The sequence below is a fragment of the Leifsonia sp. AG29 genome, assembly GCF_009765225.1.
GTDB lineage: Bacteria > Actinomycetota > Actinomycetes > Actinomycetales > Microbacteriaceae > Leifsonia.
Genome location: NZ_VMSF01000001.1, coordinates 2,065,159 through 2,081,031, shown reverse-complemented (window position 1 = coordinate 2,081,031; position 15,873 = coordinate 2,065,159). Strand labels below are relative to the sequence as shown.

13 protein-coding genes are annotated in these 15,873 nt (G+C 70.4%); 7 read left to right on the top strand and 6 right to left on the bottom strand.

Translation table 11 applies throughout. From position 1 onward, the window contains the following. Window positions 1–23: 23 nt before the first annotated feature. Window positions 24–650 (bottom strand): PH domain-containing protein, encoded by a 627-nt coding sequence (locus tag FPT20_RS10030; RefSeq protein WP_158864884.1) that lies wholly within the window; start codon window positions 648–650, stop codon window positions 24–26. A gap of 68 nt (window positions 651–718) precedes the next feature. On the opposite strand from FPT20_RS10030, the gene FPT20_RS10025 reads away from it, so the two are divergent. The 3 genes from FPT20_RS10025 to FPT20_RS10015 all read left to right on the top strand — a co-directional run bounded on the left by FPT20_RS10025 (window position 719) and on the right by FPT20_RS10015 (window position 5,611). Continuing rightward, complete coding sequence (locus tag FPT20_RS10025; RefSeq protein WP_158864882.1) at window positions 719–2,572, top strand: ABC transporter ATP-binding protein; 1,854 nt, start codon at window positions 719–721, stop codon at window positions 2,570–2,572. Between the two features lie 592 nt (window positions 2,573–3,164). Beyond that, window positions 3,165–5,087 (top strand): translational GTPase TypA, encoded by a 1,923-nt coding sequence (typA, locus tag FPT20_RS10020; RefSeq protein WP_158864880.1) that lies wholly within the window; start codon window positions 3,165–3,167, stop codon window positions 5,085–5,087. 50 nt (window positions 5,088–5,137) lie between these two features. Continuing rightward, the gene (locus FPT20_RS10015; RefSeq protein WP_158864878.1) at window positions 5,138–5,611 is read left to right on the top strand and encodes a hypothetical protein; all 474 of its coding nucleotides are present in this window, start codon (window positions 5,138–5,140) and stop codon (window positions 5,609–5,611) included. A 37-nt stretch (window positions 5,612–5,648) separates the two neighbouring features. On the opposite strand, the gene efeB is transcribed toward FPT20_RS10015, so the two are convergent. The 3 genes from efeB to efeU form a co-directional block, all read right to left on the bottom strand. Beyond that, on the bottom strand, window positions 5,649–6,935 hold the full coding sequence (gene efeB, locus FPT20_RS10010; RefSeq protein WP_267902718.1) for an iron uptake transporter deferrochelatase/peroxidase subunit: 1,287 nt from the start codon (window positions 6,933–6,935) through the stop codon (window positions 5,649–5,651). Window positions 6,936–6,937: 2 nt separating this feature from the next. Continuing rightward, window positions 6,938–8,119, bottom strand: a complete 1,182-nt coding sequence (efeO, locus tag FPT20_RS10005; protein ID WP_158864875.1) for an iron uptake system protein EfeO — start codon at window positions 8,117–8,119, stop codon at window positions 6,938–6,940. 71 nt (window positions 8,120–8,190) lie between these two features. Next, a complete protein-coding gene (efeU, locus tag FPT20_RS10000; RefSeq protein ID WP_158864873.1) occupies window positions 8,191–9,051 on the bottom strand; it encodes an iron uptake transporter permease EfeU in 861 nt (286 codons plus the stop codon). 119 nt (window positions 9,052–9,170) lie between these two features. Here efeU and FPT20_RS09995 point away from each other — a divergent pair, with 119 nt between their 5' ends. The 4 genes from FPT20_RS09995 to FPT20_RS09980 all read left to right on the top strand — a co-directional run bounded on the left by FPT20_RS09995 (window position 9,171) and on the right by FPT20_RS09980 (window position 12,581). Next, a complete protein-coding gene (locus tag FPT20_RS09995) occupies window positions 9,171–9,578 on the top strand; it encodes a hypothetical protein (RefSeq protein ID WP_158864871.1) in 408 nt (135 codons plus the stop codon). Window positions 9,579–9,623: 45 nt separating this feature from the next. Then, window positions 9,624–9,944: a ferredoxin gene (fdxA, locus tag FPT20_RS09990; protein ID WP_158864869.1), complete on the top strand. Its 321-nt coding sequence runs from the start codon at window positions 9,624–9,626 to the stop codon at window positions 9,942–9,944. A 1-nt stretch (window position 9,945) separates the two neighbouring features. Next, a complete protein-coding gene (gene dapC, locus FPT20_RS09985; protein WP_158864867.1) occupies window positions 9,946–11,064 on the top strand; it encodes a succinyldiaminopimelate transaminase in 1,119 nt (372 codons plus the stop codon). 212 nt (window positions 11,065–11,276) lie between these two features. Continuing rightward, window positions 11,277–12,581 carry a citrate synthase gene (locus FPT20_RS09980; RefSeq protein ID WP_442786506.1) on the top strand — a complete coding sequence of 435 codons (1,305 nt, stop codon included), beginning with the start codon at window positions 11,277–11,279 and terminating at the stop codon, window positions 12,579–12,581. 3 nt (window positions 12,582–12,584) lie between these two features. Here the strand turns inward: FPT20_RS09980 and FPT20_RS09975 are convergent, their stop codons facing one another. Both FPT20_RS09975 and FPT20_RS09970 read right to left on the bottom strand, forming a co-directional pair. Next, window positions 12,585–15,212, bottom strand: coding sequence for a penicillin acylase family protein (locus FPT20_RS09975; protein WP_158864865.1), 2,628 nt, complete (start codon window positions 15,210–15,212; stop codon window positions 12,585–12,587). Between the two features lie 111 nt (window positions 15,213–15,323). After that, window positions 15,324–15,872 carry a hypothetical protein gene (locus FPT20_RS09970; RefSeq protein ID WP_158864863.1) on the bottom strand — a complete coding sequence of 183 codons (549 nt, stop codon included), beginning with the start codon at window positions 15,870–15,872 and terminating at the stop codon, window positions 15,324–15,326. Window position 15,873: the final 1 nt, after the last annotated feature.

Genomic DNA, 15,873 nt, shown 5'->3' with positions numbered 1-15,873 from the left:
TCGCCGTTCTGCTCGCGGCCGGCTCAGGCCGCGAGCAGGGCGGCGACCGTGCCGGCCGCCAGCACGACCAGCACCGCCAGCTCCCCGAGGTGCCAGCGCACCGAGACCGGCGCGTCGTCGGCAACGCCCGGCTCGATCGCGCCGGCCGCCTGGAGGCTTTCCCAGCGTCGGCGGAGCGCGTCGGCGACCACGCCCGACTCGGTCGACAGCAGGTCGCCGGGGCGCCGGAGGGTGTCCTCGACGCCCGGGCGTCCGACGCGTCCCTTCGTCTCGTTCCGGGTGGCACGCAGCGTGCTGGCCGTGCCCGGAGCGGGGGCGGACCAGACGGGCCACTTGCGGCCGGGCGTGTAGAGCGTCAGAGCGTACTTCGTGTCGACCGCGATGAGCGCCTCCCAGGGGAAGCTCACCGTGCGGCTGACGTTGACGACCGTGATGCCCCCGTCCGAGAAGGACAGGTGGGGACGCCACAGGGCGGCCCAGGCCAGGTACGCGAACAGCCCGCACGGGACCACGTACAGGAGCCGGGCGTCGTGGACGCTCACCAGGAGGCCGCCAGCGAGCGCGGCCGACGCCGCCCAGATCAGGACGGCCAGGACCCGGTTGAACCGGGAGTTGTAAACCTCGCGCTCGGGGGAGGGGACGTAGGGCATGGCTCCATGCTCTCATCCCGTCCCGGAGCACTCCGCCCGGAGCGCGCACCCGAAAGGAACCTCGAATCATGACCGCAACCACCGGTCAGGCCGGCGTCGTGACCGGCGCCCCCGTCCTGGAGGTCACCGACCTCTCCGTGGACTTCGGTGTCGACAGCATCTGGGTCCCCGCGGCGAAGAAGCTGAACTACGCCATCAAGGCGGGGGAGGTGCTCGCCATCGTCGGCGAGTCCGGGTCCGGCAAGAGCGCGAGCTCGATGGCGATCCTCGACCTCCTTCCGGAGAACTCCCGCGTGCGCGGCTCGATCAAGCTCGACGGTCGGGAGCTGACGGGCCTCAGCCCCCAGCAGATGCGCCGGGTCCGCGGCCGCCAGGTGGCGGTGATCTTCCAGGAGCCGATGACGGCGCTGAACCCCGTCTACACGGTCGGCTTCCAGATCGTCGAGACCCTCCGCATCCACTTCGGGATGTCGCCTCACGAGGCGAAGGAGCGCGCTCTCGAACTGCTCGACATGGTCGAGCTGCCCGACCCGAAGAAGGCGTTCAACTCCTACCCGCACCAGCTCTCGGGCGGCCAGCGGCAGCGCGCCATGATCGCGCAGTCGATCTCGTGCGACCCGAAGCTGCTCATCGCCGACGAGCCGACCACCGCGCTCGACGTGACCGTGCAGGCCGAGATCCTGGAGCTCCTCCGCAGCCTCCGCGACCGGCTCGACAGCGCGATCCTGCTCATCACCCACGACATGGGCGTCGTCGCCGACCTGGCCGACAACATCGTCGTGATGCGCAAGGGCGACATCGTCGAGAGCGGCACCGTGAAGCAGGTCTTCGAGGCGCCGAAGCACCCGTACACGATCGCGCTCCTCGACGCCGTGCCGCACCTCGGCCAGCGCGAGGACGAGGAGATCGACACCACCGCGGCCCTCGCCGCCGGCACGGAGAACCCGGACGCCGCCTTCGCCGAGCGCATCCGAGCCAACGAGCGCGCGGCCGCCGCCGAGCACGAGAAGGCGGAGCTCGACAGCCGGCAGGTCGTGGTGCAGTTCGACAAGGTCGCCATCGAGTACCCGAAGCACGGCCGCGTCCCCGCCTTCCGCGCCGCGTCCGACATCGACCTGAAGATCCACGAGGGCGAGGTCGTCGGCCTGGTGGGCGAGTCGGGCTCCGGCAAGACGACGCTGGGCCGCGCCGCGATCGGCCTGCTCCCGATCCACTCGGGCAAGCTCGTCGTCGCCGGGCAGGACATCAGCAACGCCAAGCGCGACGACATCCGCAAGCTGCACCGCAACGTGGGCATCGTGTTCCAGGATCCGTCGTCGTCGCTGAACCCGCGCCTCCAGATCGCCGACTCGATTGGCGAACCGCTGCGGCTCGCCAAGGGGCTGAAGGGCGCCGACCTCGCCAAGGAGGTCGACCGCCTCCTCGACGCCGTCGAACTGCCGCGCGCGTACCGCAGCCGGTTCCCGCACGAGCTCTCCGGCGGCCAGAAGCAGCGCGTCGGCATCGCGCGCGCCCTGTCGCTCAAGCCGCAGGTGCTGATCGCCGACGAGCCGACCTCGGCGCTCGACGTGTCGGTCCAGGCGCGCGTGCTCGACCTGATGCAGCAACTGCAGAAGGAGATGAACTTCGCCTGCCTGTTCATCACCCACGACCTCGCGGTGATCGACGTGCTCGCCGACCGGATCGCCGTGATGCACCACGGCAAGCTGGTCGAGGTGGGCACGCGAGACGAGATCCTCCGCTACCCGAAGGAGGCGTACACGCAGCGCCTGCTCGCCGCGGTCCCGCTGCCCGACCCGGACCAGCAGCGCGCGCGCCGCACCCTGCGGCTCGAGCTCCTGGCGGCCGGCTCGGACGAGGTCGTCCCCGTGAACGAGGGCGTCGTGCAGCAGCCGGAGCCTCCCGTCGCCCAGGGGCTGTAGGGCTCGTCGACTCGGGCTTCAGAACGGCGCCGCCCTTCGGGACGGCGCCGTTCTGCGTGTCCGGGATGGCGTCGTCGCGCTGCGCTCCTCCCACATTCGTGCTGAATGCTGCTCGGCGGCGCCTCTTTCTCGACATTCGTGCCGAATGTGGGCCAGGCGCGCCGCTGCGTGGCGCTCCGCGCCGCTGTAACCTCCCGAGATTCGTGCTGAATGCTGCTCGGCGGCGCCTCGTTCTCGACATTCGTGCCGAATGTCGAGGCGGCGCCCCGGGCCCGCCTCCCAGATTCGTGATGAATGTGGCGCAAAGGCGTCTCATGCGCGGGATTCGTGCTGAATGTGGGGGACGGCGGGGCCGCGGCGCAGCAGCCCGTATTCGGGCCGAATGTCGCGAGGAGGTGCCACTTACTCGGGATTCGGGCCGAATGTCGGGGGAGGGACGCCGGCGGGTCACACCACCGGCATCGCGGCGCTACCAGCACCACGAGGGCACCACGAGAGCGCATCGGAGGCGCCCCCAGGCGGCTCCGATCGGGGCTGCGCTAGAATGGACCGTTCCCCTTCTTCCTTTCTGACGAGAGTCGAGCCTTCACGCATGTCCGAGAACGCCGTCGCCCACCGCGACGATCTGCGCAACGTCGCGATCGTGGCCCACGTCGACCACGGCAAGACCACGCTGGTCGACGCCATGCTCAAGCAGACGAACTCGTTCGACGCGCACGCCCACGTGGAGGAGCGCGCCATGGACTCCAACGAGCTGGAGCGCGAGAAGGGCATCACGATCCTCGCCAAGAACACGGCGATCTCGTACAACGGCAAGCACGCGCCGAACGGTCCGATCACGATCAACGTGATCGACACCCCGGGTCACGCCGACTTCGGCGGCGAGGTCGAGCGCGGCCTGTCGATGGTCGACGGCGTCGTGCTCCTCGTCGACGCGTCCGAGGGGCCGCTGCCGCAGACGCGCTTCGTGCTGCGGAAGGCGCTCGAGGCGAAGCTCCCCGTCATCCTCGTCGTTAACAAGACCGACCGCGGCGATGCCCGCATCCAGGAGGTCGTGGGCGAGAGCCAGGACCTCCTGCTCGGTCTCGCCAGCGACCTCTCCGACGACGTCCCGGACCTCGACCTCGACGCGATCCTCGACGTGCCCGTCGTCTACGCATCGGGGCGCGCGGGCGCGGCGAGCCGCACCCAGCCGGCCAACGGCGAGCTGCCCGACAACAACGACCTCGAGCCGCTCTTCGAGGCCATCCTCGAGCACATCCCGGCACCGAGCTACGACCCGGAGGCGCCCCTCCAGGCCCACGTCACCAACCTCGACGCGTCGCCGTTCCTCGGCCGGCTCGCGCTCCTCCGCATCTTCAACGGCACCCTCAAGAAGGGTCAGACCGTCGCCTGGGTGCGTCACGACGGCGACGTGCACAACGTGCGCGTGACCGAGCTGCTCATGACGAAGGCGCTCGACCGCTACCCGGCCGAGTCGGCCGGTCCCGGCGACATCGTCGCGGTGGCGGGCTTCGCCGACATCATGATCGGCGACACGCTCGCCGACCCGGACGACGTCCGTCCGCTGCCCGCGATCCACGTCGACGACCCGGCGATCTCGGTGACGATCGGAACCAACACCTCGCCGCTGGTCGGCAAGGTGAAGGGGCACAAGCTCACGGCGCGCATGGTGAAGGACCGGCTCGACCGCGAGCTGATCGGCAACGTCTCGCTCCGCGTGCTCGACATCGGCCGTCCCGACGCCTGGGAGGTGCAGGGTCGCGGCGAGCTCGCGCTCGCCATCCTCGTCGAGCAGATGCGCCGCGAGGGCTACGAGCTGACCGTCGGCAAGCCGCAGGTCGTCACCCGCAAGGTCGACGGCAAGACCCACGAGCCGTACGAGCACCTCACGATCGACATCCCGGAGGAGCACCTCGGCGCGATCACGCAGCTTCTCGCCGCGCGCAAGGGCCGCATGGAGAACATGACCAACCACGGCACCGGCTGGGTGCGCATGGAGTTCATCGTCCCGTCCCGAGGCCTCATCGGATTCCGCACCGAGTTCCTGACGACCACGCGCGGCACGGGCATCGCCAACGCGATCTCGCACGGCTACGACGAGTGGGCGGGCCCCATCGTCACCCGCAGCAACGGCTCGATCGTGGCCGACCGCGCGGGCGTCGTCACGCCCTACGCCATCATCCAGCTCCAGGAGCGTATGACGTTCTTCGTGAATCCCACCGAGGAGGTCTACGAGGGCATGGTCATCGGCGAGAACTCTCGCGCCGACGACATGGACGTCAACATCACCAAGGAGAAGAAGCTCACCAACATGCGCTCCTCCACGGCCGACACGTTCGAGTCCATGACGCCGTCGCGCCAGCTCACCCTGGAGGAGTCGCTCGAGTTCGCCCGCGAGGACGAGTGCGTCGAGGTCACCCCGGAGGCGGTCCGCATCCGCAAGGTGGAGCTCGACGCGACCGCCCGCGGCCGCGCGGCCGCCCGGCTGAAGCGTCAGGACGCGACGGTCTGACCGGGCCGCGGGCCGTTCCCTCGGGGCGCGGCGTGCGCGATGATCGTGGTGTGACCGCACCCCGCCATCGTCGTCTCGCCGTCGTCTCGCTCTCCGCCGTCCTCCTGCTCGGCGCGGCTCCCGCGCTGGCGGGATGCAGCTTCCAGTCCGCCGTCAAAGACCTCACCGGCGGCAACGTGAACATCGGCGGCGCCAGCGTGCCCTCCGACTTCCCGTCGGCCGTCCCCCTGACGAAGGGGTCCGTGATCCTGGGTGCGTCGGTGGGCTCCCCCGAGCACGAGGTGTGGAATGTCACGGTGAAGGTGAGCGGTCCGGAGGCGGCCGACAGCATCCAGAAGCAGCTGGCCGATGCGAAGTTCGCGGGCGGCTTCCAGACGCAGGACCAGGGGAGCGCCGGCACGTTCACGAACGGCACGTACGGCGTCCTCGTCGTGGTGACCGACTCCGGTCACAACGGCTGGGTGGCGAACTATTCCGTGACGAAGGGTGAGGCGCCCAGCTCAACCGCGACGAGCACGCCCTGAGCGGACACCCGAGTGGGCACCCCCTGAACGCCCGTCGTCAAGCGCCGAACAGGCCGGCTCCGATGTAAGAACCCCGTTTCACACCCGGAGGCACGGCGAAGATCGCTGAGCCGACGTGCTTCAGGTACTCGTTCATGGCGTCGCTCTTCGCCAGGCGCTGCTGGATCGGGATGAACTGGCTCCGCGGATCCCGCTGGAAGGCGATGAAGAACAGCCCCGCGTTGAGCCGGCCGAGCTCGTCGTTCCCGTCGACGAAGTTGTACCCGCGTCTCAAGAGCTGCGCGCCCCCGTTCATGGAGGGATGCGCGAGACGGACGTGCGAGTCGGGGTCGATCTTCGTTCCGCCCGCGGAGGAGAGCGCGAGGAAGTCGGGCTCGCTGAACTCGGTCCCGCCGGAGAGCGGCGCGCCCTCGCCCTTGTCCCGGCCGATGATGCGCTCCTGCTCGCCGAGCTGCTGGCGATCCCAGGTCTCGATGACCATGCGGATCTTCCGGGCGACCAGGTACGACCCTCCCGCCATCCAGGAGGCGCCGTCGCCGGAGGCCCACACCTGCTCGGCCACGGCCTTCGCGTCCTCCGCCTTGACGTTCGCGGTGCCGTCCTTGAAGCCGAACAGGTTGCGCGGCGTCGACTGACTGCGGGAGGTGGAGGAGGTGCGGCCGAACCCCAGCTGCGACCAGCGGATCGCGGCCCGGCCGAAGGCGATGCGCGACAGGTTCCGGATCGCGTGCACGGCCACCTGCGGGTCCTCGCTGCACGCCTGCACGCAGAGGTCGCCGCCGGTGTACGCGTCGAGCAGCGCGTCGCCCGGGAACCGGGGGAGGTCGACCAACTCGGCGGGGCGGCGCGCCGCGATCCCGAACCGGTCGGTGCCGTCGGCTGCGGTGAACAGGGTCGGACCGAAGCCGAACGTGATCGTGAGCCCGCCCGGGGCGAGGTCGAGCGCCTCCCCGGTGTCGTCCGGAGGCAGGTCCGCCGGGCCCGACGCGGGGCCGTACTTCCCGGCCGCCTGCCCCTGGGTCATGCGTGCCGCCGCCGCGGTCCAGTCCTTCAGCAGCCCGATGAGACCGGCGCGATCGAGCCCCGGCGCGACGTCGAACGCGGCGAAGTGGAGGCGGTCCTGCGCGGGCGTGGTGATCCCGGCCTGGTGCTCGCCGTAGAACGGATAGACGGCGGCTCCGCCCGAGGCCGAGGAGCTCGCTGCGCGGTCGACGGCCACACCCGCGCCGAAGCCCACCAGACCGGCCCCGACGGCGGCACCCGCCAGCCCGAGCATTCCGCGGCGGGAGACGCCGGGCGCGGGCTCCTGTTCCGGGCGCGCCACGCTCACTTCACCAGCAGCGCGGTCAGGCGGCTGAGCGGCTCGCTGAGCGCGTTCACCTGGTCGGAGAGCTCTTTCACCTGGGTGGTGCTGAGCTGCGTGTACGGCACGAAGCCGTCGCCCGAGGCGTACTTCGCGAGCATCGCGTCGATAGCCGCGAACTCCGCATCGAGGGTGGCAGCGGTCGCTTTCGCCGTGCCTCCCTTGGCCACCAGGAGATCGCGGACCGTCCCGTACGCGACGTCGGCGCCCTCGACGTTGGCCTTGAAGTCCCAGAGGTCGGTGTGCGAGTACGTCTCCTCCTCGCCGGTGATCTTGCTGCGGGAGACCTCCTCCATGAGGCTCGCCGCGCCGTTCGAGATCTGGTCGAGCGTCAGGGCGAAGCTCTTCGCGTGCACGAGGTCGCTCAGGCGCCGGGTGTCGGCGACGAGGCGGTCGCCGAGCTGCTTCCGGGTGGCAGCGTCCGACGGGGTGTGGCCGGCCGGCGCCCAGAGGTCCTTCTCGATCCGGTGCCAGCCCGTCCACTCCTGGCCCTGCTCGACGTCGGCCTCACGGAGGTCGAGGGCCGGGTCGATGTCGCCGAACTGCTCGGCGGTGGGCTCGATCCGCTCGTAGAAGGTCCGTGCCGCCGGGTACCGGGTCCGGGCTGCGTCGTCGTCTCCCGACTCGTAGGCGGCGGCGAACTGCTGGGTCGCGGCCAGCAACTGCTCGGCCTGGTCGCGCACGTACGCGGTGTAGTCGGCGACGGCCTGCTGCACCTCCTTGCTGCCCGCCGCGGTCTTCGCGTCTCCGGCCCCGTTCGTGACCGTGAACGGTGCGAGCCCGGTGGCGCTGCCCGCCATCCCCTTCTTGCAGGCCGTGAAATAGCTGCCCTCGGCGAGCTGGACCACGTAGTTGACGGTCGTCCCCGGGCCGATGTTCTCCTTCTCGCCGGCGATGCGCAGCTTGTCCTCAGCGAGCACCTCGAATTCGTTCACGTCCGTGCCGGAGTTGGTCACCTGGAACGTGATCGGCCCGGCGGGCGCGGTGTCGGTCTTGACCGAGCAGGTCGTGTCGTCGATCGAGACGGCGATCGCCTGCGCCTCGGCGGTGGCCTTGTTGGGGACGCAGCCGGTCAGAGCCAGCGCGAGCGCGGCCGAGCCGAGCAGAGCGCCGGCGACGGAGGTCAGTGGACGGGTTCCGGGCATGGCGGTGCTGCCCTTTCTGGTGAGGAGGGAGGGACGGAGGGGTCTGGCCGGCTCGCCGGCGGCGCGGGCGCCTAGGAGGCGGCCGGCGCGTGGTGCGGCGCGGAGGCCGCGGCCTTCGCCGGCGCCGGGCGGGAGGCGGAGCGGTGCTGGCGCAGGTAGAAGGCACCGACGACCCCGACGTAGCCGACCCACGCGATGACCTGCAGCCAGGTGGGGGAGGGCGTGAAGTTCACGACGCCCGCGAGCGCCGTACCGTACCAGCTGGAGGTGGGGATGAGACCGCTCAGGTCATAGGCGTGGGCTCCGTCGGGGAGCACGCCGGCCTCCTGGAGGTCGCCGATGCCGTACGCGAACACGCCCGCGGCCACGACGATGAGGAAGGCGCTCGTCCAGGTGAAGAACGACCCCAGGTTGATGCGGACCATGCCGCGGTAGAGGAGGAAGCCGAGCACCGCTGCGGTCGCCATGCCGAGGAGTGCGCCCGCGAACGGCTGCCAGCTCCCGCCCGCTCCGTCGACGGTGGCCCAGACGAACAGCGCCGTCTCGATGCCCTCGCGGCCCACACTGAGCACGGCGAGCAGCACGACGCCCCAGCCGGCCCCGACGAGAACGGAGTCGAGCTTGTTCTGGAGGGTCGACTTCATCGTGCGTGCGGTCTTGCCCATCCAGAAGATCATCCAGGTGACGAAGCCGACGGCGACGAGCGAGAGCAGGCCGCCGACGACCTCCTGGGCCTCGAAGCTCATCCCGTAGGGGCCCCACGTCAGCACCGCGCCGATCGTGAGCGGCACGACGAGCGCGACGCCGACGCCGATCCAGAGCTTGGACAGCACGTCGCGCCGGCCGACCTTCACCACGTACGCGATGAGGATGGAGACGATGAGCGCCATTTCGAGGCCTTCTCGGAGGCCGATCAGATAGTTTGCGAGCACGCCGGAACCTTGTCTGGGATCGGGATTATTTCGGTAAGGCTAACCTTACTTATTCGAGCGTAGATCACGTCCGGCCCGCTGTCCAGCCGACCGAGGGACCGCCCGGATATGATTCGGGGATGGTCGGCCGCATCGTGAACGGGATCCTGCTCGTCGTCGCGGGGGTGGTGCTCGGCGGGATCGGCACGGTCGCGCACCAGCTCACGCCGGGCCCCCGGGTGGGCTTTCCGATCGGTCTCACCGGCTCGCTCCTCGCGTTCACGGCCATCCTCGCCGGGCTCCGGCTGCTCAGCTCGACGCGCCTCAACGCGCTGCTCTTCGCGCTCGGGACGATCGCCATCGTCCTCGTGCTGGCCCAGCAGAGCCCGGGAGGCTCGGTGCTGATCCCCGCCAATCTCCTCGGCCAGCTCTGGCTCGCGGGCCCCATCCTCATCGCGGCGGTCGTCGTCGCGTGGCCCGACGTCCCGTCCCGCCGCAGCGCGGCGGCGGGGGAGCGCGGGGCGTCCGGCCCCGCCGGGACGGCCTAAGCTAGACGAGTACCTCTCTCGTTCCGCGAAGGGATCCGAAGCACCGTGACCTACGTCATCGCCCTCCCGTGTGTCGATGTGAAAGACCGGGCCTGCATCGACGAGTGCCCCGTCGACTGCATCTACGAGGGCGAGCGGTCCCTGTACATCCACCCCGACGAGTGCGTCGACTGCGGTGCCTGCGAGCCGGTCTGCCCGGTCGAGGCGATCTACTACGAGGACGACCTCCCTGAGGAGTGGAAGGACTACTACAAGGCGAACGTCGAGTTCTTCGACGACATCGGCTCGCCGGGCGGCGCCGCCAAGGTGGGCGTGATCTCGAAGGACCATCCGCTCGTCGCAGCGCTGCCCCCGCAGGATCACTGAGGTGGCCCTCCAGCAGCTCCCCGACTACCCGTGGGATCTGATGGGGCCGTACGTCGACCGGGCGCGCTCGCACCCCGGCGGCGCGGTCGACCTCTCGATCGGGTCGCCGGTCGACCCGACCCCCGAGCTGATCCGGGAGGCGCTCGCCCAGGCGACCGACGCGCACGCGTACCCGCAGACCGTCGGCACGCCGGCGCTCCGTGATGCGATCGTCGCCTGGTTCGAGCGCCGCCGCGGCGTCTCCGGGCTGACCGTCGGCAACGTCCTGCCGACGATCGGGTCGAAGGAGCTGGTGGCCTTCCTCCCCTTCTTCCTCGGCCTGGGCGAGGGCGATGTCGTCGTCCACCCGCGCGCGGCGTACCCGACGTACGCGATCGGCGCGGCGATGGCCGGTGCCTCGGCAGTCGCCGCCGACGACCCGGCGGAGTGGCCCGCCACCACGCGGCTGGTCTGGCTGAACAGCCCCGGCAACCCGGACGGGCGCATCCTCACGGTCGACGAGCTCCGTGCCGCGGTGGCGAGGGCCCGGGAACTCGGAGCGTACATCGCCAGTGACGAGTGCTACGCGGAGCTGGGCTGGGACGCCCCGTGGGACACCGAGCGCGTGCCGAGCATCCTCGACCCGCGCGTCATCGGCGAGGACCGCCGCGACGTGCTGGCGGTGTACTCCCTCAGCAAGCAGTCGAACCTGGCCGGTTACCGCGCCGCCTTCGTCGCGGGCTGCCGCGAGATCATCGACCGGCTCACCATCATCCGCAAGCACGCCGGGATGATGCTGCCCTCGCCGCTCCAGGCGGCGATGGTCGTGGCGCTCGGCGACGACGAGCACGTGAAGGTCCAGAAGGAGCGCTACCTGCGCCGCCGGGAGGTGCTGAAGCCGGCGCTCGAGGCGGCCGGCTTCCGCATCGACCGCAGCGAGGGCGGCCTCTACCTCTGGGCGACCGAGGGGAGGGACGCATGGGAGAGCATCGACCGGCTCGCCGGTCTCGGCATCATCGCGGGGCCCGGGCACTTCTACGGCGATCACTTCCCCCAGCACGTCCGGCTGTCGCTGACGGCTCCCGACGAGCGAATCGACGCCGCTGCCGAGCGGTTGCGTGCATTTGGAGAGTCTCTCTAAGGCATCCTCCGGCTGTTTGCGCGATGCGACAGTTGCCGCGCCTGTTCGTTAGGCTGTACCAGCACGGCACATCTGCAGCGCCCACGTCCGGCGCGCGTGCATCTCGATGAACCCCAGCAGGAGGCGTTGTGAGCGGACTCGGCACCGACAAGGCACAGGCGGAGCAGGGCGGGTCGACCCCGGCCGCGCCGGTCGCCGCCCCGGCCCCGGCCGTGCCGGCCGTGGCCTCCCCGGAGAAGGCAGCCGTCGCCTCCCTCACCTACCCGGGCGGCACCGCGGAGTTCCCGATCCTGCCGAGCACCGACGGCGCATCGAGCATCGACCTTTCGACCCTCACCCGCCAGACCGGGCTCACCAGCCTCGACTACGGCTTCGTGAACACCGCGGCGACTCGCTCGGCGATCACCTACATCGACGGTGACAACGGCATCCTGCGGTACCGTGGGTACCCGATCGAGCAGGTCGCCGAGAACTCGACGTTCCTCGAGGTCGCGTGGCTCCTCATCCACGGCGAGCTGCCGACGCCGTCAGAGCTAGCCGAATTCGACGAGCGGATCCGCCGCCACACCCTCCTCCACGAGGATCTGCGCAGCTTCTTCAGCGCCCTCCCGCACGACGCCCACCCGATGTCGGTGCTGTCGAGCGCGGTGTCGGCCCTGTCGACCTTCTACCAGGACTCGCTCTCGGTCACCGACCCGGAGCAGGTGGAGCTGTCCACGATCCGGCTCCTCGCGAAGCTCCCGGTGATCGCGGCCTACGCGCACAAGAAGAGCCTCGGCCAGGCGTTCCTGTACCCCGACAACTCGCTGAGCTTCGTCGACAACTTCCTCCGCCTGAACTTCGGCACCCTCGCCGAGCCGTACGTGGTCGACCCGGTCCTGTCACGGGCCCTCGAGCGACTCCTGATCCTCCACGAGGACCACGAGCAGAACGCGTCCACGTCGACCGTGCGCCTCGTCGGCTCGACCCAGGCGAACCTGTTCGCGTCGGTCTCGGCCGGCATCAACGCGCTCTACGGCCCGCTCCACGGCGGCGCCAACGAGGCCGTGCTGCAGATGCTCGCGGGCATCCGCGACTCGGGCGAGAGCGTCCAGAAGTTCGTCGAGCGGGTCAAGAACAAGGAGTCCGGCGTCAAGCTGATGGGCTTCGGCCACCGTGTCTACAAGAACTTCGACCCGCGCGCGAAGCTCGTGAAGCAGTCGGCCGACGAGGTGCTCGGCGCGCTGGGCGTGCACGACCCGCTGCTCGACATCGCGAAGGAGCTCGAGGAGGTCGCTCTGGCCGACCAGTACTTCATCGACCGTCGCCTGTACCCCAACGTGGACTTCTACACGGGCGTCATCTACAAGGCCATGGGCTTCCCGACGCGGATGTTCACCGTGCTGTTCGCGATCGGCCGGCTCCCCGGCTGGATCGCTCACTGGCGCGAGATGAACCTCGACCCGGCCACCAAGATCGGCCGCCCTCAGCAGCTCTACGTCGGGAGCGGCGAGCGCGACTGGCCCGCCGGCCGCTGAGATTCAGCGCGCTGGCCGGAGTGTCAGCGTGTCCGTGGCCGAGCGGGCGACGGCTGCCGGGCTGAACGCCCAGGGCCGTGTCCGACCGGTCGCCCAGAGGTCGGTCTGGTCGGTGTAGTGCGGGTCGAAGGCGTGCCCGGATGCCCCCGTCAGGTTCACCCAGGTGCTGCGGTCGAAGTCGGAGAGGTCGACGACCATCCGCATCGACGGGGCCCGGCTGACCTCGTAGCCCACGGACGCATCCCAGCCGGTCGCGTCCACGACGGAGGAGCCCCCGCCGACGTGCCAGGGCCCGCGATTCAGCAGCCACTCGATCGGGCCGATGCCCGATTTGCCGAGGCTCTGGTTCTGCAGGGTCAGCGTGTGGAGGCGGTCCCAGCGCCACGAGGACGGGTCGCCGCCGAGCAGGTCGCGGGCCTGCGCCCAGGCGGAGTCCGCCACGTGGACGAGCATCGCGTCGCGGCCTGTCACGCCGAGTCCGCGGTCCGTCCACCACGGCGAGTCGGGCTGGCCGACGAGCGAATCGACGACGGCGAACCAGCGGTCGCCTCCGCTGGGGGGCGCCGACGCGGGGAGCTTGCGGGCGAAGGCGTCCTCCAGCAGGGTGCGCCAGAAGACGGCGAAGTAGGCGGCGGCCGCGCTTCCCGCATCGTCGTGGTGATTCCACGCCTTCAGGAGCTTGGCCGCCTGGTGGAGGCCGCTCGAGCCGTCGGCGCGGCTCCCGAGTTCGACGATCAGAGGCGCCAGGGTGCCCGCGGCGGCGTCGTAAGTGTCGGCCTGGATCGACGAGAGATCGTCCGCCGTGACCTTCCTGCCCGCGGCGAAGAGACTCTGGAGGCGCAACTCGATCTGGTTCGCGCGGTACCCGTAGTCCCAGTCCCGCGTGACGAGTGATGGGAAGCCGGCCCCCGCCGCCGCGTTGTTCGCCGTGACGAGGTAGCCGCTCGGCGGGTTCAGCACGGAGGGCAGCTCGTCGAACGGGATCGAGCCCACCCAGCCGTAGCCGCTCGTCCACCCGGGGACGGGCATCGTCCCGTCGCCTCCCGCCCGGACGGGGATGAGGCCAGGGGCCTGGTAGCCGATGTTGTCGTCGACGTCCGCGTAGACGAGGTTCTGCGACGGGACTTGGAACGAGCGCGCCGCCTCCCGGAAGCTCGCCCAGTCGTGGGCGGTGTCGAAGGCGAAGATGGCTCCCGCGGTCGGACCGGGGGTGAGAGCCGTCCACTGCAACGAGATCTGGAACTGCTGCGCAGGGATCTGCAGCTTGCCCGCCTGGTCCTTGGCGATGGCGGCGTAGTCGTCGCCGATGTCGGTGACGATCGGCCCGTGGCGAGTGGAGCGCACGGTGATGCGCACGTCCGGACCCCCGGCGACCCGGATGGTCTCGGTGCGTTCGATCAGCGGCAGCTGCTGGCCGTCGTACTCGTACGTGCCGCCGGTCACCTTCTCGATGTAGAGGTCGGCCACGTCGGGGCCGAGGTTCGTGAAGCCCCACGAGATCCGGTCGTTGTGTCCGATGATGACGCCGGGGAAACCCGAGAAGCTGAAGCCGCTCACGTCGAACGGGCAGTCAGGTCCCACCCGGGCGCAGCGCAGGGTCATCTGGTACCAGACCGACGGGAGGGTCGCGCCGAGGTGCGGGTCGTTGGCGAGGAGCGGCTTGCCGGTGGCCGTGTGCGCTCCGCTGACGACCCAGGAGTTCGACCCGATGTCGCTCCCCGACGGGCCCATGAGCCGCGGGAGCGCGTCGACGGCCTCCGCCACCTTCTCGAGCTTGGCGGCGTAGTCCGCGGGAGGGACGCCGGGGGCCGCCGCCGAACCCGAGCCCGCCGCCGAACCCGAGCCTGCTGCGGAGGCTCCGCGTGCCGTCGTCGCGGCGTCCGGGGTGACCGTGCGGGGCGAGCCCCCGCCGGCGTCGGTGATGGTCGGGTGGCCGGCGTACGGATACGCCGGGTGGAGTTGCGCGATCTGCGCGGGGCTCAGCTTGGTCGCGAGGAGGGCTCGGTCGATCTCCTCGTCTAGGTTGGATCGGAGGTCCCAGGCCATGGCCTTGAGCCACGCGACCGAGTCGGCGGGCGTCCACGGCTCGGGACGGTACGACGGGTTCTGCAGCCCGAGCACGGCGTACTCCGCCGACAGCTCTGCGCCCCGGTGGGAGGCGAGATAGGCGTTCACCCCGTCGGCGTAGTCCTGGTAGTAGCGCAACGCGGTCTTGTCGAGCAGCTTCACCTCCTGCTCGGCGACCCTCCTCCAGCCGAGCGTCCGGATGAACGTGTCGGTCGGCACCTGGGAGGCGCCGAACATCTCCGAGAGCCGGCCCGCCGTCACGTGCCGGCGGAAGTCCATCTCCCAGAACCGGTCCTGCGCGTGCACGAACCCTTGCGCGCGGAACAGGTCGTCCGCGTTCCGGGCGACGACGGTGGGCACTCCGGCGTCGTCCCGCGATACCGTCACGGGTGCCCCGAGGCCCGGCACGTCGATCGTGCCGGAGGTCTGCGGGAAGGACCGCGCGACCGTCCAGACCCCGAAGCCGCCCGCGACGAGGAGGAGCACGAGGAGGACGGCCAGGACGATGCCGAAGGCCCGGAACACCCGATGGTGCGCTCTCAGCCGAGGGGTGTCGTCGCCCACATCGCTCCTCCCGTCGGACGCCCCCGGCGTGCCGCAGTGTCGGTTCCTCGGACTCTAGCCCATGCGTGTGACGGGCTCGAAGCGCCCTCGGGCGGCTGAGCCGAGGCTGGGTCATCGGAGCCCGGCGGGGCCTCCCTCCCGTCCCAGCTCGATCGTCTCGGACCATCGGCTGATCCCCCCGATGATCGCTTTCCCGTCGCTGAAGATCGGCAGGAGGAACAGGGCGTGTGCCCAGTACCAGTACTGGATCCCGGACGAGGGGATGAGAGCCCAGATGGCGATTCCGGTGGAGAGGGCGGCGATCGGCCCGGCGACGGCGACGAGCGTCATCTGCTTGCCCGTGATCGAACCCATCGGCGTGACGGAGAACCGGAGGGTCGTCGTGGTCACGACCGCGCCGGACACCCCGGGTGCCCAACGGCCGAGGGCATGGACATGTGCTGCCTCGTGGACTGCGTAGCTGCCGATCAACCCCAAGCCGGTGTGCGCCACCATCGTGAGGGCCAGCGTCGCGAGGGGGACACTGCCCGTGGCGCCGGCGATGATGGCGCACGCGCCGGCATTGGTGAGGATCAGGACGACGGCCCAGAGGATCTGGCGGACCGCCCGTGTCGCCGCGGTCAGGGCTCCCCGGCCGTCGACACGGATCCTCGTCCTCATC

Bases quoted from the DNA above. Each gene is read 5' to 3' on its own strand.
- FPT20_RS10030 (WP_158864884.1), bottom strand. From the start codon at position 650: ATGCCCTACGTCCCCTCCCCCGAGCGCGAGGTTTACAACTCCCGGTTC.
- FPT20_RS10025 (WP_158864882.1), top strand. From the start codon at position 719: ATGACCGCAACCACCGGTCAGGCCGGCGTCGTGACCGGCGCCCCCGTC.
- typA (WP_158864880.1), top strand. From the start codon at position 3,165: ATGTCCGAGAACGCCGTCGCCCACCGCGACGATCTGCGCAACGTCGCG.
- efeO (WP_158864875.1), bottom strand. From the start codon at position 8,119: ATGCCCGGAACCCGTCCACTGACCTCCGTCGCCGGCGCTCTGCTCGGC.
- FPT20_RS09995 (WP_158864871.1), top strand. From the start codon at position 9,171: ATGGTCGGCCGCATCGTGAACGGGATCCTGCTCGTCGTCGCGGGGGTG.
- FPT20_RS09970 (WP_158864863.1), bottom strand. From the start codon at position 15,872: ATGAGGACGAGGATCCGTGTCGACGGCCGGGGAGCCCTGACCGCGGCG.